At 63.0% G+C, this 14732-nt stretch carries 20 protein-coding genes; 6 read left to right on the top strand and 14 right to left on the bottom strand.

The annotated features are described in order from the left end of the window. Positions 1-186 precede the first annotated feature (186 nt). Together CS006_RS06720 and CS006_RS06715 are read left to right on the top strand one after the other, a co-directional pair. The gene (locus CS006_RS06720; RefSeq protein ID WP_165777278.1) at positions 187-1119 is read left to right on the top strand and encodes a DUF1648 domain-containing protein; all 933 of its coding nucleotides are present in this window, start codon (positions 187-189) and stop codon (positions 1117-1119) included. A gap of 266 nt (positions 1120-1385) precedes the next feature. Further along, the gene (locus CS006_RS06715) at positions 1386-2021 is read left to right on the top strand and encodes a DNA-binding protein (protein WP_243386851.1); all 636 of its coding nucleotides are present in this window, start codon (positions 1386-1388) and stop codon (positions 2019-2021) included. A 59-nt stretch (positions 2022-2080) separates the two neighbouring features. On the opposite strand, the gene CS006_RS06710 is transcribed toward CS006_RS06715, so the two are convergent. The 10 genes from CS006_RS06710 to CS006_RS06665 form a co-directional block, all read right to left on the bottom strand. Continuing rightward, a complete protein-coding gene (locus tag CS006_RS06710; protein ID WP_100511050.1) occupies positions 2081-2479 on the bottom strand; it encodes a superoxide dismutase in 399 nt (132 codons plus the stop codon). Positions 2480-2533: 54 nt separating this feature from the next. Further along, positions 2534-3409, bottom strand: coding sequence for an ABC transporter ATP-binding protein (locus tag CS006_RS06705; protein WP_100511274.1), 876 nt, complete (start codon positions 3407-3409; stop codon positions 2534-2536). Between the two features lie 53 nt (positions 3410-3462). Continuing rightward, a complete protein-coding gene (locus CS006_RS06700) occupies positions 3463-4245 on the bottom strand; it encodes a murein hydrolase transporter LrgB (protein ID WP_100511049.1) in 783 nt (260 codons plus the stop codon). Next, positions 4242-4868: a hypothetical protein gene (locus CS006_RS06695; RefSeq protein WP_100511048.1), complete on the bottom strand. Its 627-nt coding sequence runs from the start codon at positions 4866-4868 to the stop codon at positions 4242-4244. Before CS006_RS06695 ends, CS006_RS06700 begins: the two co-directional genes overlap by 4 nt. Before the next feature lie 134 nt (positions 4869-5002). Next, positions 5003-5830, bottom strand: a complete 828-nt coding sequence (locus tag CS006_RS06690) for a hypothetical protein (protein ID WP_100511047.1) — start codon at positions 5828-5830, stop codon at positions 5003-5005. A 6-nt stretch (positions 5831-5836) separates the two neighbouring features. Beyond that, complete coding sequence (locus CS006_RS06685) at positions 5837-6415, bottom strand: RNA polymerase sigma factor (protein ID WP_100511273.1); 579 nt, start codon at positions 6413-6415, stop codon at positions 5837-5839. A gap of 117 nt (positions 6416-6532) precedes the next feature. Further along, positions 6533-7546 (bottom strand): VanZ family protein, encoded by a 1014-nt coding sequence (locus tag CS006_RS06680; RefSeq protein ID WP_100511046.1) that lies wholly within the window; start codon positions 7544-7546, stop codon positions 6533-6535. A gap of 192 nt (positions 7547-7738) precedes the next feature. Next, positions 7739-8365, bottom strand: a complete 627-nt coding sequence (locus tag CS006_RS06675; RefSeq protein WP_100511045.1) for a cytochrome C oxidase subunit IV — start codon at positions 8363-8365, stop codon at positions 7739-7741. Next, positions 8362-9099, bottom strand: a complete 738-nt coding sequence (locus CS006_RS06670) for a hypothetical protein (RefSeq protein WP_100511044.1) — start codon at positions 9097-9099, stop codon at positions 8362-8364. The genes CS006_RS06675 and CS006_RS06670 overlap by 4 nt, the downstream gene beginning before the upstream one ends. 4 nt (positions 9100-9103) lie before the next feature. Then, complete coding sequence (locus tag CS006_RS06665) at positions 9104-9760, bottom strand: ABC transporter ATP-binding protein (RefSeq protein WP_100511043.1); 657 nt, start codon at positions 9758-9760, stop codon at positions 9104-9106. Between the two features lie 281 nt (positions 9761-10041). On the opposite strand from CS006_RS06665, the gene CS006_RS06655 reads away from it, so the two are divergent. From CS006_RS06655 to CS006_RS06645, 3 genes are all read left to right on the top strand, one after another. Further along, on the top strand, positions 10042-10296 hold the full coding sequence (locus CS006_RS06655; RefSeq protein WP_100511041.1) for a hypothetical protein: 255 nt from the start codon (positions 10042-10044) through the stop codon (positions 10294-10296). 422 nt (positions 10297-10718) lie between these two features. Next, positions 10719-11576: a CPBP family intramembrane glutamic endopeptidase gene (locus CS006_RS06650; RefSeq protein ID WP_165777277.1), complete on the top strand. Its 858-nt coding sequence runs from the start codon at positions 10719-10721 to the stop codon at positions 11574-11576. Between the two features lie 49 nt (positions 11577-11625). After that, entirely contained in the window at positions 11626-12282 is a 657-nt protein-coding gene (locus tag CS006_RS06645) for a pyridoxamine 5'-phosphate oxidase family protein (protein ID WP_100511272.1), read from the top strand. Positions 12283-12294: 12 nt separating this feature from the next. Here the strand turns inward: CS006_RS06645 and CS006_RS06640 are convergent, their stop codons facing one another. From CS006_RS06640 to CS006_RS06625, 4 genes are all read right to left on the bottom strand, one after another. Next, positions 12295-12987: an SOS response-associated peptidase gene (locus tag CS006_RS06640; RefSeq protein WP_100511039.1), complete on the bottom strand. Its 693-nt coding sequence runs from the start codon at positions 12985-12987 to the stop codon at positions 12295-12297. After that, positions 12987-13352, bottom strand: coding sequence for a phage holin family protein (locus CS006_RS06635; protein ID WP_100511038.1), 366 nt, complete (start codon positions 13350-13352; stop codon positions 12987-12989). Before CS006_RS06635 ends, CS006_RS06640 begins: the two co-directional genes overlap by 1 nt. Before the next feature lie 62 nt (positions 13353-13414). After that, entirely contained in the window at positions 13415-13627 is a 213-nt protein-coding gene (locus CS006_RS06630; protein ID WP_100511037.1) for a helix-turn-helix domain-containing protein, read from the bottom strand. 1 nt (position 13628) lies between these two features. Then, positions 13629-14141, bottom strand: coding sequence for a DUF2975 domain-containing protein (locus CS006_RS06625; protein ID WP_100511036.1), 513 nt, complete (start codon positions 14139-14141; stop codon positions 13629-13631). A gap of 126 nt (positions 14142-14267) precedes the next feature. Here CS006_RS06625 and CS006_RS06620 point away from each other — a divergent pair, with 126 nt between their 5' ends. Beyond that, complete coding sequence (locus CS006_RS06620) at positions 14268-14675, top strand: VOC family protein (RefSeq protein WP_100511035.1); 408 nt, start codon at positions 14268-14270, stop codon at positions 14673-14675. Positions 14676-14732: the final 57 nt, after the last annotated feature.

Genomic DNA, 14732 nt, shown 5'->3' with positions numbered 1-14732 from the left:
CTATCGTGTGAGGCCTTGTGCGGGTTGAACTCGGGGATGTTGCGCGCGGGATGGCCGCTTTACGAGCGGCGGCGGTGACATGGCATCGTCCCTCATCATGGTCCGGCGCCAGTGCGAACGGGCATACGGACATATAATTCAAGTGATTCAAGGGCCCAAGTAGGGGGGGCAATGAATGACAGCGCAATGACCGTCATCACGACGGCGATGTGGCTGATGCTGCCGGTGCTGGAGACCGTCGGCGTGACGGCTGCACCATGGGCGACCGACCGGTACGAGATGTTCGGAGTCACCGTACCGCCCGCGGCGTTCTCCGATATACGCCTCGCGGGTCTCAGAAGAAACTATTCGCTGACCGTCGGTGGCTTCGGCGGCATATTGGCACTCGTCGACTTCGGTGTGTGGCTTGGATTCGGCCCGACTGTGGCATTCTGGACCGCGGTCATCGCCTTGGTTCTGATCATGGCATTCGGATTCGTCTGGTGGCAGCGGTGCCGCCGCGAGATGATCTCGGTCAAGACGGAACGCGGTTGGAAAGCGACCGGCGATCGACGTGTTGCCGTCATTGACGATTCGCTGCCCAAGCCGCTGCCGCTGTGGTGGGATCTCGTTTACGTCGCGATCATCGCGGCGACGGTTATCGTCGGATACGCAGGCTACGACAGTATGCCGCAGCGTGTGCCGATGCACATGAACATGGCCGGCGTCGTCGACGGTTGGGCCGACAAAAGTCCGTGGCTGATCTGGCTTGCGCCCGGCTTCGAGCTTGCCATCGTTACCGTGATGGTGCTTGGACACATCGCCATCCTGTACTCAGGGCGCCTGATCGACCCGCATCGGCCTCCGCGCTCGGTATGGAGGCATGCCGCGATAATGCGAGTATGGAGTGTCTACACACTGCTCGTTGGTATCGCCGTGATGCTGGGTGTTGGCCTTACGCTGCAACTGGGCATGCTCGGAATGGTCCCGCTGGGCCTCATGGGAACGACCGGCATGTTCGTCGCCATGCTCGCTTTCGCTGGATGCATCGTAGTCATCCTGTTCTACGGGCGGAACGGCTCGCACGCGGACGACGTCGAAGTTGGTGAAACCGGAACGGAGGACGAAACGATGCCCTGAAAAAAAAAAGAGAACCCCCAGTGCATCACGGCTCAGTCAAAGACCGTCCGGAGAGGCCCATTGGGGGAATTCATGACATACGCTAGTGGTTTATGAGTCGATAGTCAAACCCAGCGCCCGATTTCCTCTCGCAAACCCCTCGCAAGGGAAGCCCGCAGGAGAGGGCGCTGCGCGCGTGCATCACCAACGAACGGCTCGCCGCGTATGATTCCGAAGCACGGCGGCGCTCATGCCCTGCGCTGCGACTGTACCTGTGGAATCACGACATGGCCAGCGCCTGCATGGGAGACATCGCCATCCTCGAAGTCGCCCTGCGCAACCACATGGACCGGCGGCTGTCCCTCATCTCCTCGGAACAGACAGGCACCGGGGACTGGTACATGGCGGGACTCAATTTAGACGACCGCACCCAATACCAGATTCGCGAGGCATGGAACCATCTCACCCCGCAACAGCGCGGAATTCATACGCACGGTCATCTCGTTGCCTCATTGACGTTCGGCTTCTGGCGCAACCTTCTGGAGGACGGAGGCACGATTCATACGAAGTGGCCGGACCAGAGGCGCGCCGACTACGAGAACGATCTGTGGCGCAAGGGGCTTGACAAGATGTTTTCCAATGGGCGCCGGTATTCGCGTGCGATGGGAGAACGTTGGACAAGACGCTTTGCGCTGGACATCGTCAAGACGGTGCACGCCCTGCGCAACAGGGTCGCCCACCACGAGCCGCTCGTCAACGGCATCCCGCTTCCCGGCGAGAACCGACGCATCACCTTGGAGGACGCTGTACAGGCATGCTTCGACTTGGCGATGATCCTGGACCGAGACCTGCATGCGTGGCTGACGGACAACAGCAAGATGAAACTCGCGCTCGAACACGAGCCTCGGGAAACCGGACTATAGAGACTATAGGATTGTCCGGGAGGAAGCCCTGCGGTCTTTCGTCGATGATTCCGACATCGTCATTCCACGTCGCAGACGGTGAAGGCGAAGCTGGTGAGGGTGCCGGTGGATTTGCCGTCGGCGAGGAGCTGGTCGATGCCGGGCAGGTCCTTGTTGCTGCTGGTCTGGTTGAGGGCGTATTGGGCGCCGTCGGGCGCGGTGAAGCGCATGACGGGGTCGCCTTTGGTGTCGTGTGTGCAGCTGACGGTGCCGTGGTCGACGGTGAGGGGCCATGTGTGGCCGAGTTGGTCGGCGCTGATGTCCTGCGGGTTGCTGGTCGCGGTGATTGTTTTGCTTCCGTCGGCCGGGTAGTTTTCGGGATGTTTGATGCCGTCCATGCAGGCGGTCAGGCTCAGGGCCATGATGGCGGCGAGACCGGTGGCCGTGATGGTTCGGATGGCGTGTGTCGTGTTGGTCATGCTGGTTTCCTTTGCGTCGTGTTTCCGATGATTGAGCTGCCTGTTCGTCGGCCGTCAGTGGTGGTCGGGGTGTTCCTCGATGAGGGCCATGTAGCCGTCCTCCAAGGTGGGTTCCATGGGGTGCGCGTCGGCGGGCGGGGTGTCGGTGATGACGCGGTAGCGTACGCCGCGTGCGGTGGTGACGGCGTTGGCGACGATCATGCCGGCGGGTGGCGGGGTGTTGGCCGGTTGGGTGAGCCAGACGCGGCCCGCGGCGTGTCCGGTGAGCTGTTCGGTCGGCCCGTCGTAGCGGATGCGGCCCTGGCGCAGGACGAACACGTATGGGCAGGTCTGGGCGATGTCGTCGAGGATGTGGGTGGACAGGATCACGGTGCGGTCGCCGCCGAGGCCGGCGAGCAGCGTGCGGAAGCGCATGCGTTCCTCGGGGTCGAGTCCGGCGGTGGGCTCGTCCACGATGATGAGCCGGGGGTCCGCCATGAGGGCCTGGGCGATGCCGACGCGGCGGCGCATGCCTCCGGAGAAGCCGCCGATGCGCCGGTCGGCCACGTCCGTGAGCCCGACCCGGTCGATGAGCTCGCATGCCTGGCGCATGCGCTCCCGGGTGCCGTCGATGCCTTTGAGGACGCCCACGTAGTCGAGGAATTCGAGCGGGGTGAGCTGCGGGTAGGGTTCGATGTCCTGCGGCAGGTAGCCGAGCGTTCGTTTGAGCGCGCGGCGGGTCCTCGCGTCCTTCAGATCGTGGCCGTCCATGAGCACCTGGCCCGACGTGGGGCGGATGATGCCGGCGAGGATGCGCATGAGCGTGGTCTTGCCGGCGCCGTTCGGCCCGATCAGGCCGACCATCCCGTGCGGCAGGTCGCAGGTCACGTCGTCCAACGCGCGGGGCTTCCTCGGGAAGTCCTTGGTCAGATGGCTGATGGAGATGAACATGATGCTTTTCCTTCCCGTATGGTGTTTTCCGATGAGGGTTCCGCCGGTGCCGTTCAGCGTGCCGTGCGCGGGCGCGCCGAGCACCATCCGCCCAACGCCATGAGCAGTATGGCGGCGGCGAGCTGCGCGATCAGGGACACGGCCGCGTTGGCGGGCGTGCCGGTGACCGCGAGGACGCCTCCCACGGCCGGGTAGACGGGCTTGAGCCCGAACCATCCGGCGCCGACGGCGTCGCCGATCACGTTGAGGATGGTGCCGTTGACGGTCGGCACGGGCAGCATCGGCGAGGAGAACACGAGCGCGAACCATGCGAGCACGCCGGCGATGCGCGCGACGATCATGGGCAGGATCACGCCGAGCAGCGAGGACAGGCTCATCGCGGTCAGCACGGCCGGCCCGGTGATCGTAAGCCCGGCGGCCAACGCCTGCGGGACGGCCCGCCACGAGCCGTGCAGGGTCTGCGTGACGCCGGCGCAGGCCAGCAGCAGGATCGACGGGGCGATGAGGATCAGGAACGCGCCGAGCGTGCGCGCCGCCGCCAGCACGGGCGCGGAAGTGGGCGTGGAGTCCTCCAGCTGGCCGATGCCGAGCCGGTCGTGGCGCGTGTGGAAGTCGGTGAACGCGGCCATGTAGGCGATCGGCATGAACATGGCCATCGTCTTGGCCATGAACGCCAGATCGCCCGCGCCGTGGTCGTGCGGGCCGGCCGGGGAGATCGCGCCCAGCAGGAGCGCGAACAGGGCCAATGGGACGGCCGCGACCCATAAGGAGCGTTGCCGCCACACGATGAGCAGGTGGACGCGGGCCAATCGCGGGAAACCGATGCGCATGCTCATATGCTCCTCCTCGCAAGCGTCGCGTTGCGTTCCTCGTCGCCCAGCAGCCGCCACGCGACCCCAATGGCGATCACGGCGGCGGCGAACGGGATGCCGCGCTGCGCGACCGGGTCGAGCACGTACGGATCCCACAGGAGGGCGAGGAACATCCATACCGCGACCACCGCCATGACCGTGGCCTGCGTGGACATGGACCATGCGGCGGCTGCGAATCCGGCCGCCCCCACGACCAGCACCGCGCCGGCCGGCGCGATCAGACTCGCCCATCCCATGTCCTGCGGCCACAAGCCCAGTACGTGCAACGGCGCGAACATGAGCACGGCGCCGACCAGACCGGACAAGGCCGTCAGGACGAACCGCGTGGACTCAACGCGCCGCCAGCCCACGGGCGTGGACTCGCTCGCCTCGACCAGCGGGTCGCCGGTCAACGCGACCGCCACGCACACGCCCGAACCGATCACCATCAGCTGGGCGAGCCAGTTCACCACCGTCAACGTCTGCGTACGCGACCACACGCCGGACACCATGATGCCGGCGACCGCAACGGTAATCCCGCAGACCACGGGCGCCGCCAGCAATCCCACGCCGATGCGCCTGGCCTGCGCGCGAATCATTCCCGCCATGCCGTCCCTCCCTGAAGTCCGAAGATCGACGGCCGTTCCTTATCGTCCGTCACCAGATAGGTAGCGGCCACCGGCCGCATGGTTCACGCGACACGCCGAACAACCACCGATGAGACCCATCGACCTCGATTCGTTCAGACGGCCGCGGCCGCCACGCGCGCCTCGGACAATCGTCCGGCGAACGCCACCGCCGCCGTGCACGCCAGCAGACCCGTGACAGCCAGCAACAGTTGTCCGAATGTCCGGGTCATATCGATCCAGCCCACGGCCGGCAGTCCCATGAGCCCGAGCAGGTCCATGCGGATCACGGCGACCAGCAGCAGACCGACGCCGAAGCCGACGCCCGTGGAGAACCGGATCGCGAGCATCGCGCCCACGCCGGCGACCAGCAGCAAAGGCGACAGCCATCCGACCAGCAGCACGCCGAACATCCCATAGCCCTGCGCGCCCATCACAACGGTCACCAACAGGCCGAACACGACGTCGCAGGCGAGCACGAACACCAACCGGACCAGCGTGACCGCCCCCGGACCCAACGGGGTGGCCGACGAGATCATGTCCGCGCGGGAATCACCGAACGCCATCGTCACGCTCAACAACACGCCGGCCAGCACCATCGAGCAGAACGCGCGGGACACGACCGTTACCCCCCAGCCGACCGCGAAGAACCGCGCCCCCAATCCGGAGAACGCCATCAACGCCAGCGTGGCCGGCACCACCTGCCACGGTACCACCTTCATCTGCCGGCCCAGCAGCAGCATGAACAATCTCAGGCTACGCGTCCACGACCATGCGGGCCCGTCCAACGGGGAACGCGACGCGCGGATGCGCGCCATCACCGCCGCCACGGGAGGCACGCCTCCCGAACGGGATCGTTCCACGGCGGCCAATGCCGCGAGCAGGCGCTCGTCGGCCTCATCGTCCGTCAAGCGGCTGGTCGTTTCGTCAAGATGATCGGTCATCGGGGTTCACCGTTCCTTTCCATCCGCATCGTTTTCGTGGCCGAGTTGCGCGCGCAGCAGACGGCGTGCACGCGAGACGCGGGATTTGACCGTGCCCTCCGGCACGTCCAGCAGGCGGGCGATCTGCCGGTAGGGCAGGCCGTGCAGCCACGCCAACGTCGCCGTCTCCACCAGTTCGACGGGCAGACGGCGCAGCAACGCCGTCAGATCATCCACGCCCGCTTCGGACAGCACGGCCGTCTCCGGGCTCGGGCCATCGTCACGCGGTTCGGGCGCGTCATCCAACGCGGTCACGTTCGGGCGCCCGCGCCGCACACGCATGTAGATCTGGCGTTTCGCGATGCCCAGCAGCCATGACAGCACCTTCGCGTCACCGCGGAACGCCTTCGCCGACCGCCAGCAGCCCAACCACACGTCGGCGCACACCTCCTCGGCCATACCGGTATCCGACACGCGCGCACGAACGAACGCCCGCACCGCCACAGCGTACCGTCCATACAGGGTCTCGAAGGCGCGCTCGTCCCCGGAGGCGACCCGCGCGAGCAGATCCTCATCGCGCGTCATCTCCCCACCGGGCAAGGTCATGTCATCCTGCGTATGCGGCTCCTTCCACGGCACATCGTAGACGGGTATCCATCGGTTTACGTAGCGGGGAACGCGCAGACGGTTCACGGCACGGGCGCCGACACGCCCGGAGAATCGTCAGATCAGGTCGTAGGGCATGCGCCTGAACACCATCCAGAACGCCAGAAGCGCAAGGGCGATCACGGGCTGCCACGGCATGCCGGCAAGCATCAGACAGGCGAACGCCGCGAACCGCGCCATATAGAACAGGACCCGGCGTGCGCCCGAGCGCGGGACCGTCTCGCAGGTCATATGCGTGTAGCCGCCTCCCAACGTGCGCCCATCCCGCAGCCAGGGCACCAGCACCTCGAAGACGAACAGCATGAGCAGGAACATCAGCCCCGAGAACCCCAACCCGCCCAACACGCGGTCGGCATCCATGCCGGGCCGGACGCCCGAGACCAATGCGTGGGCGACGTTCGCCGCGACGGCCAACGGCAGGGCCGCCGACATCACGAGGCCCATGTCCACGAGGAACGCGACCAGACGCCGGATCAGACCGGGATGGGTCACCGTCACCGCATCCGACTCACGCACGGGCAGGAGTCGATCGAACACCAGCGCGCACCCGTACCCGGTCAGCGCACCCGACGTGTTCCACACCAGATCATCCACGTCGAACAGGCGATACGCGCACGGGAACACGCCCAACGCTCCCGTCAGCTGCATCGTCTCCACCAGCAGCGAGACCAGGAACCCGGCGACGAGAGCCGTGGGAAGACCGCGGCGGAACACGCGCCTGACGATGAACCCGAGCGGAAGGAAGAACACGACGTTCATCACGATCTGCAGCACCGCATCCAACCCGTCAGTACGGATGTCGGTGATGAACCGGAACAGGTCCAACTGCGGCGTCAGATGGTGGACGGCGCAGAACGCGACGGGATCGGCCGGCAGCGGGTACAAGGTGAAGCACAGCAAGCCGATCGCATACAGCACCGTGCCATACGCGGACAGGACCGCTGGCAATCCAAGCCGGTTATCGCGGTGATACAGCATCGCCAGCACCGGAACGGTCAACGCCACGGACACAACAGGCCACAACGCCAACGCAAACAAGAACGGAACCGTAAACGCCGACAGAAAACCCATGATCACTCCTCATTGAAGGCTACTTGTAATAGTTGGTAGCCGTGACCTCGCGATAGGTTCACGCTAAAAATTCCCGAGGTCTCATGATGTTTCGCATGAGTGATGTTCCGGGACGTTTATCAGTGCTATAGCAGCCCGTCGCGCTCGCCGATCTCGAACAATGGTTCGGCCTATTCGCTGAAGCCTCGGCAACTAGACGCGTTTCACCGCCTTGAGCAGCAGCCATGCGCTTATCATGACGACGGCGATGCCGACCGGAATCACGGAGCCAGCGAATCTTACGCCGCTCAATACCCATGTGGTCGGTATGACGGCGTGCAGGATCGGTGCGTTTTCGAACATGCCGGAACTCACCGTGAGTCCGGCGACGATGAAGAAAGCGACAACGTTCCAGGAGACAAGGGGACTGGTCCAGAGCCGCAGGACGAAGCATGCCAGAGAAAGAACGACGCCGGTGAATGCGAGCATCAGGACGGTATGCGGTGAAAGAGGCCTCTCATTGACGACAAATCCGATGGCAAATCCATACAGCAAGGTCAGGCAGACGTTGACCGCGGTACCGAGCAACAGCGATTTCAAGGTAAAGCTCAACAGGAGCCGTTCGTGGATGCTGAAGGAACGATACGAGCCGGGCACCCTCGCATGGGAGAAGGCAAGACCGGCCGTGGTTATGGGAAGCGCCATCACCATTGCCGACTGCACCACTGCACCCATGTTCCCGTAACGTAAAAAGAACAACGGAAGAAGAAGCACTGCCAAGAAGGCAAGCGTCGACCGGCGGATCAATGCCACGTGTTCAATGCGGAACAGAGATTTCATTTCTTGTTCGCTCCTTTGCGATGGAACCAGCTCAGCAGAACATAGACGACAACATAGGCGACCCAGAGCACCACAATCGGCACGCCCATCACGGGGTCGATAGACGGTCGGTTCCCCGCTTCCGTCGGCGACATCACGGTGCCGTTCAGGTTCAGGCCGACGGTCCGTAGAGCGGCTGCAATGTAGGGCGTCGCATAGTCGGAAAGATTGCTCGGCAGGATGACCCACAGATAGAGCAGGATGCCCGAGACGATTCCGGCAATCTTGGGATCGGCGACGATCTCGATTATCGAGTAGATCAGGGCAATCAAAAAGCTTTGCAGAACAACAAAACGCAGAACGGCGGCCAGGTTCGGGTGCATCTCGACGCCCGCCAGAATCATGATGGCATCGAAGCACAATACGCCGAGCAGATTCAAAGCGGCCAGTACCAGAGCCCGGAATACAGCTCTGAGCGAGCTCGGCTTCCAAGCGAAATACACTCGACGGGGCAGGCCCCCGTAGTGCGCCTTCAAGACCCTGTCATCGTATGCGAAGAGCAGCGAGAGGCAGATCAGCGGCTGGGTGCCGGTGAAATAGACGCAATACCCTCCGGTTATCGGGGTCCCGTTCGCCGCGCCTGAAATCCAGGCACCCAGCAGGAGAGACGCTACGGCGCCGGACATCGCGGCGAGAAAATACCACACGTTCCAGTAGTAGGCGATCAGCGTTCGAATGGGGGAAATGACGCTCACGACCCTACCTCCTCTGATACAGGTCCGCGAGGTTCACCCCGGTCAGATCCGGGACCTGAACCGCTTGACCATGACGGATCATGATGCATTCGTCCGGGACTCCCTGGATTTCATGGAGCAGATGCGTGGAGATGATGACGCAGTTCCCCTTGTCCCGATAGGAGCGAAGCGTTTCGGACAGAGAGGTTATGCCATCGGGGTCCAGGCCGTTCTGCGGCTCGTCGAGGAACAGGAACCTTGGACGCGGCACGAGGGCGAGACAGAGTTCCAGACGCTCCTTCATGCCGGTCGAGTAGTCCTTCGCCTTCCGTCCATGTGCCGCGCGATCGATGCCTGCATTGTTCAACGCCGTCTCCGGATCCACATCCAGACCCCAGAACGCGGAAACCACCTCAACGTTCCGTCTGCCACTCAGGTAGGGAAAGAAACTCGGGTGGTCTATCGCCGCGGACATCTCATTGATATTCGTCTGGTTGTATGTGACCTGCCCGCTAACGGGCTTTATCCGCCCGAGCAGCGTCTTCATCAACGTGGTCTTGCCCGAGCCGTTCGCTCCGAGCAGACAGATGATCCTGCCCGTCCTTAGCTTCAGGTTGATGTTGCTGACGATCGGAGAATTCCTGTACCCGATCGAGAGATTGGTCGCTGATATGGATGGCATGGTTCACCTTTCGGAAAAGACGGGATTGAAGGCAGAGACCAAGGATGCCTTGCCTAGGCCCGCATACTGCAACGACGCTGTTAGCTCCTTGCAACCGGCGGAAACGCTATGTTTCTATGGTCTTCCCGACCACGTGGAATCTCCATCGGTCATGAGGATGAACGCGCTCCTCATCCTCAAGGATGAGGCTCTGTAAGCGCCCATGAGAGTTGGTCGCGATTGATGCCGCTTGCTAAGCTGAATGTGGCATAGGTGCACGTATTCAATCAAGGAGGATTGTCATGAACGCTGACTGCAGGAACGATGACGCCAGGAACATGAACGGGACAGACGACATGGAAAATGTCACTCCCGAAATCGTGGACAATGGACCCATGCGCTGCTGCCCGTGGAAGGCGTTGAAGAACCGCGATGGCCTTGTGCCGACGATTGCATCCACGGCAATCATGGTCGGCGTCATCGCCGTCAGTTGTTACGGACAGTATTTGCTCACCAAATGGGCCTGCAAGGCCGCCATTCGCGAGACCCGGCGTTGACATTTCGATTATTTGACGAATCGAGTTCCCGTCGAAGTCATTGCATAGGGACGGCCGACGTGTCGGCGGATATATGATTGCTCAACATCATGTTGTTTAACGATTGTGTCGTGTACTCCATCGCGTGACTTTCGGCAGCGAAGTGCTTGCCGGAGATTCTCGCCGTTGATGCGATGCCCATGGTGTCGCGATTGGGACGATGCCATACTGGAATCACGTACTACGGTGTATCCGTGAGAAGGGGAGCTGCAATGGGCGATGTGAGACAATCAACTCGACAGACAAATGATGGACACGGGATGCTGCTGGGCGATGTCCCGTCATTCCGGCAAACCGATTTGATGACCGATGACCATCCGGTCCGCCGGTATGACGGGAAAGACAAGAAACGCTACAGCGCGCCTTTGCGAGGCCTTGTATTCGTGGTGATATTCATTGCCGCCGCGATTGCGGTCATCGGCGTCGGCTCCGGCGGATCGGCGGCGTTGCCGGGCTCCGGAGTAGGGGTGACCCCCGATATGACGCTCGTATCGTGGGGCGAATTGTTCGGTGCGATCGTCGCGTATCTGGTCGTCGTGATGGCGATGGAGGGGCGTCGCCTTCCGGCCGAACTGGCGCCGATGCGCGCTCTAGATCTGGTGCGCGGCGGCATCGCATCATTCGTGTGCATCGCCGTGAGCATCGGCATCATCGCGCTGCTTGGCGGATACCGGATCGTCGGATTCAATGCCGGCTACGATCCGTGGGCCGATTTGCTGACGTTGGGCCTGACCGCAGGCGTCGCCGAAGAAATCATGATGCGCGGCATCCTGTTGCGTCTGGTCGAGGAGAGTCTCGGCTCATGGGGTGCGGTGGCGGTGTCCGCGCTCGTATTCGGCCTGCTTCACGTGACCAATCCGGACGGCACCCTATGGGGCGGCATCGCCATCGCCATCGAGGCGGGGCTGCTGTTCGGCGCCATCTATCTGGCCACGCGCTCCCTATGGTGGTGCATCGGCTTCCACGCCATGTGGAACATCGCCGAAGGCCCCATCTTCGGTTCGATCGTCTCCGGCACCGGAGCCCAGCAGTCGTGGCTGGTCGCGCAATGGAACGGACCGGAACTCCTGACCGGTGGCTCCTTCGGCCTTGAAGCCAGCATCATCCCGGTGCTGGTGCTTGGCGGTCTCGCCATCGCCATCCTGATTCATCTGCAACGCCACGGCCGCATGATCGCCCCGGTATGGGTGCGCAGAAAACTCATCGTCGCCGAAGCCGTGAACGCGAATGCCGTGGCATAATTGCGATGCAATGGCATGACGTCGTGACGGAACGGGAAAGAGGCCGATGATGAGCGTGGACTACGCAAAGGAGAACGACAGCGCCGGCCATGTGCGCCGTCGCGAGAACGAGCGGACGATTGCGGGGGAGAGGCGCCCCATGCGACGGGCCGACCGCGAGGTCACGGACACGCAGTCCATCGCCTCGATCATCGACGGCTGCGACATCGTCGACGTCGCATATACGGACGTCGAGGGCCTGACCGTAGTGCCGGTCAACTTCGGCTACGAATACGACCGGGAAAACGGACGGCTCGTTTTGTGGATGCACTCGGCGCCGCATGGTCGCAGGCTTGACGCCATTCGTGCGTCCGGCAACCGTCTGCCGGTCGCGTTCACCATGCGCACGGACTGCGAAGTGGTCGAGGGGCGCACGGACTGCGAAGTGGTCGAGGGGCGCACGGCCTGCAACTGGGGCGAATCGTTCAAATCCATCGTCGGCAACGGCATTGCCTCCATCGTCGACGATCTCGACGCATGCCGCCATGGCCTGCAGCTGCTGATGGCGCATCAGGCGCACATGCTCCACGTCGAATTCACCGACGCACAGGTCAGAAGCGTGACCGTATGGAAGATCGAATCGGAATACCTCACCGCCAAGGTGCGTCCCAGGCCCGCTCCCGCGCACGCGCATGGCGGCCATCATGCCGCTCATTCGGCGGAGTAATCCGAGCATCGGTCAGAATAAGCGAAGCGGCTCTTCGCGGGTGACGGGCCGGATGAGCTCGGGCCCGTCACCATCCAACGGTGCGACCTCATGAAAGGCGAGCGCGCGGGACAACGATTCCCCGGCCGTATGCACTTGCGGCAGCAATGTCGGACCGTCGACGGCCGGGTCCAGCCACGCGTCGTATAACGGCTGCGACATCAGCAGGGGCATGCGGTCGTGCACGGATGCCGGACCCTCCACGGCCTGGCAGGTGATGATGGTCGCCGTCAGCAGCCACGGGGTCGCAGATGAGGCACGCCACCATGAGTACAGTCCGGCCATATACAGCGGCATGCCGTCTCCGGCATGGAAGTAGAACGGCTTGACGCCATGCCATTCGTAGTATCCCGACGCGGGGATGAGGCATCGCATGGAACGCGTGGAGTCGGCGAACGTGGGTTTGGACGCAATCGACTCCACACGTGCGTTGTACGTGGGATACGGCAGGTCGTCGGTCGTACTCCAGCGGGGGATGAGCGACCAGTTGGCGCCGGTCAGATGGCGACGCCCGTCCCGGCCCTGGGCAACGACTGCGATGGTCTGCCTGGGCGCGATGTTGTATGAGGGGTCGGGCAACGCGTCGGCGTTGACATCGTCGTCGTCCACGGCGAACCGCGCCGCCACGGCATCCCAATCCAAATCAAGCGCGAACCGTCTGCACATCACTCACCGATCACGGCGTCGACGATGCCGGAGACGACGGCCATGATGAACGAGCCGAGCACCGCCCACAGGAACCCGTGGATGATTACGCCGACGCTGAACAACGACATCGCCAGCCATGAGGCCAGCTCCATGAACAGCCAGTTGAGAATCAGCGCGAACAGGCCGAAGCTCAGGATGGAAATCGGCAGGGCAATCAGATGGACCACTGGTTTGATGGACGCGTTGATGAGCGCCAGGAACAGGGAGAACGCGGCGACGCCGAGAATCGGCGGCTCGCCCACCGCCTCCATGCCGGGCAGCAGCGCCACCATGACGCCCGCCGCGATCGTCAATACCAGCCAACGTGAAAGAAAACGACTCATAGTCCGATTATGCCACCGTGGTGATGGACGATGAGCGGGCATTCGTCGTCGGCGTCATTCGACTATTCGTCATCGTCCACCCATTCGAGGATGTCGCCGGGCTGGCAGTTGAGCGCGCGGCACAGCGCGTCCAACGTAGTGAACCGCACCGCCTTGGCGCGGCCGTTCTTCAGTATGGACACGTTGGCCGGGGTGATGCCGACACGGTCGGCGAGCTCGCCGACGCCGATCTTGCGTTTGGCCATCATGACGTCGAGATTGATGCGGATCGTCATGTCAGATCACCTGCTCCAACTCGTCGGACTGGTCGGTCGCCGCCCGCAGCAGACCATTCATGACGACCATGAGCAGGATGAACCCGATCTCGGCCACCAATGTCGCGCCCAACACCGCAACGATGCTGAAGAAATCCATGGCCGGCATGGCGGCGTCGGCCGAGCCGGTCGCGACGAAACAGACCAGCACGACGGCCGTCAGCATCGTGCCGACGGAGGCCCCGCCGATGATGAGATTCACGCAGGGGCGCGCCTTAGCCGTGAACACCACGCCCGAACCGGACAGCGAGAACAGACGCCATACGCCGACGAACGCCATTTCGACGCAGAGCAGGAACAGCACGCCCAGCACCAGATACGGCCACCGCATCGCCGCCTGGCCCGGATACAATCCGGCCAACGCGGCGCTCAACGTCGGAACGGCGAATACCTGACCCCACAGGCACGCCAGCCAGATGAGCACGACGATGGCCTTGAGCCCGCCAAGCACCCAGGTATTCATGTATTTCGACATGACCACACCTCCCATAACGCAATCAAATATATCGAATAACAATATTACTATATCGAAATACGATATTTTTTACAAACGAATGTTGCACCAGCGCCACGACGGCCATCGGCGGCGTAGCATGAAACCATGCTCGACCATCTGACACTGCACGTACGCGACATCGACCGCAGCATCGACTTCTACACCAAGGCACTCAAACCGCTCGGCTACATCGTCAAGGCCCACCACGAGCCCACACTCGGATTCGGCGTCGACGACGGCACCCCACACTCCGACTTCTACGTCTCGCCGGCAGACAATGCCGACGGCAACGGGGACGGCGGCCAGGCGACCACGCCCGTCACCCACATCGCATTCCTCGCACCGAGCCGACGGTCCGTCCACGACTTCTACGACGCCGCGCTCGCAGCCGGCGGACACGACAACGGCGCCCCCGGCCCGCGCGACTACCATCCCGGATACTATTCCGCATTCGTGCTCGACCCCGACGGCAACAACATCGAAGCCGTCGTCGACTGGGCTCACGAACAATAAACGCCTCGCCGGCTCTGTCGTTCATGAGCCGATGAGGCGGAAAGACGGAAAGACGCG

Origin of the sequence: Bifidobacterium primatium (genome assembly GCF_002802875.1) — a bacterium.
GTDB classification, from domain to species: domain Bacteria; phylum Actinomycetota; class Actinomycetes; order Actinomycetales; family Bifidobacteriaceae; genus Galliscardovia; species Galliscardovia primatium.
This window is presented reverse-complemented; position numbering and strand designations above follow the sequence as displayed.

Coding starts and splice junctions, on each gene's coding strand:
- CS006_RS06710 (WP_100511050.1), bottom strand. CDS start 2,479: ATGACCAACACGACACACGCCATCCGAACCATCACGGCCACCGGTCTC.
- CS006_RS06665 (WP_100511043.1), bottom strand. CDS start 9,760: ATGCCATCCATATCAGCGACCAATCTCTCGATCGGGTACAGGAATTCT.
- CS006_RS06715 (WP_243386851.1), top strand. CDS start 1,386: ATGGCCAGCGCCTGCATGGGAGACATCGCCATCCTCGAAGTCGCCCTG.
- CS006_RS06630 (WP_100511037.1), bottom strand. CDS start 13,627: ATGACGATCCGCATCAATCTCGACGTCATGATGGCCAAACGCAAGATC.
- CS006_RS06675 (WP_100511045.1), bottom strand. CDS start 8,365: ATGAAATCTCTGTTCCGCATTGAACACGTGGCATTGATCCGCCGGTCG.
- CS006_RS06685 (WP_100511273.1), bottom strand. CDS start 6,415: ATGACCTTGCCCGGTGGGGAGATGACGCGCGATGAGGATCTGCTCGCG.
- CS006_RS06720 (WP_165777278.1), top strand. CDS start 187: ATGACCGTCATCACGACGGCGATGTGGCTGATGCTGCCGGTGCTGGAG.
- CS006_RS06635 (WP_100511038.1), bottom strand. CDS start 13,352: ATGAGTCGTTTTCTTTCACGTTGGCTGGTATTGACGATCGCGGCGGGC.
- CS006_RS06645 (WP_100511272.1), top strand. CDS start 11,626: ATGAGCGTGGACTACGCAAAGGAGAACGACAGCGCCGGCCATGTGCGC.
- CS006_RS06640 (WP_100511039.1), bottom strand. CDS start 12,987: ATGTGCAGACGGTTCGCGCTTGATTTGGATTGGGATGCCGTGGCGGCG.
- CS006_RS06620 (WP_100511035.1), top strand. CDS start 14,268: ATGCTCGACCATCTGACACTGCACGTACGCGACATCGACCGCAGCATC.
- CS006_RS06690 (WP_100511047.1), bottom strand. CDS start 5,830: ATGACCGATCATCTTGACGAAACGACCAGCCGCTTGACGGACGATGAG.
- CS006_RS06700 (WP_100511049.1), bottom strand. CDS start 4,245: ATGAGCATGCGCATCGGTTTCCCGCGATTGGCCCGCGTCCACCTGCTC.
- CS006_RS06655 (WP_100511041.1), top strand. CDS start 10,042: ATGAACGCTGACTGCAGGAACGATGACGCCAGGAACATGAACGGGACA.
- CS006_RS06705 (WP_100511274.1), bottom strand. CDS start 3,409: ATGTTCATCTCCATCAGCCATCTGACCAAGGACTTCCCGAGGAAGCCC.
- CS006_RS06625 (WP_100511036.1), bottom strand. CDS start 14,141: ATGTCGAAATACATGAATACCTGGGTGCTTGGCGGGCTCAAGGCCATC.
- CS006_RS06695 (WP_100511048.1), bottom strand. CDS start 4,868: ATGGCGGGAATGATTCGCGCGCAGGCCAGGCGCATCGGCGTGGGATTG.
- CS006_RS06680 (WP_100511046.1), bottom strand. CDS start 7,546: ATGGGTTTTCTGTCGGCGTTTACGGTTCCGTTCTTGTTTGCGTTGGCG.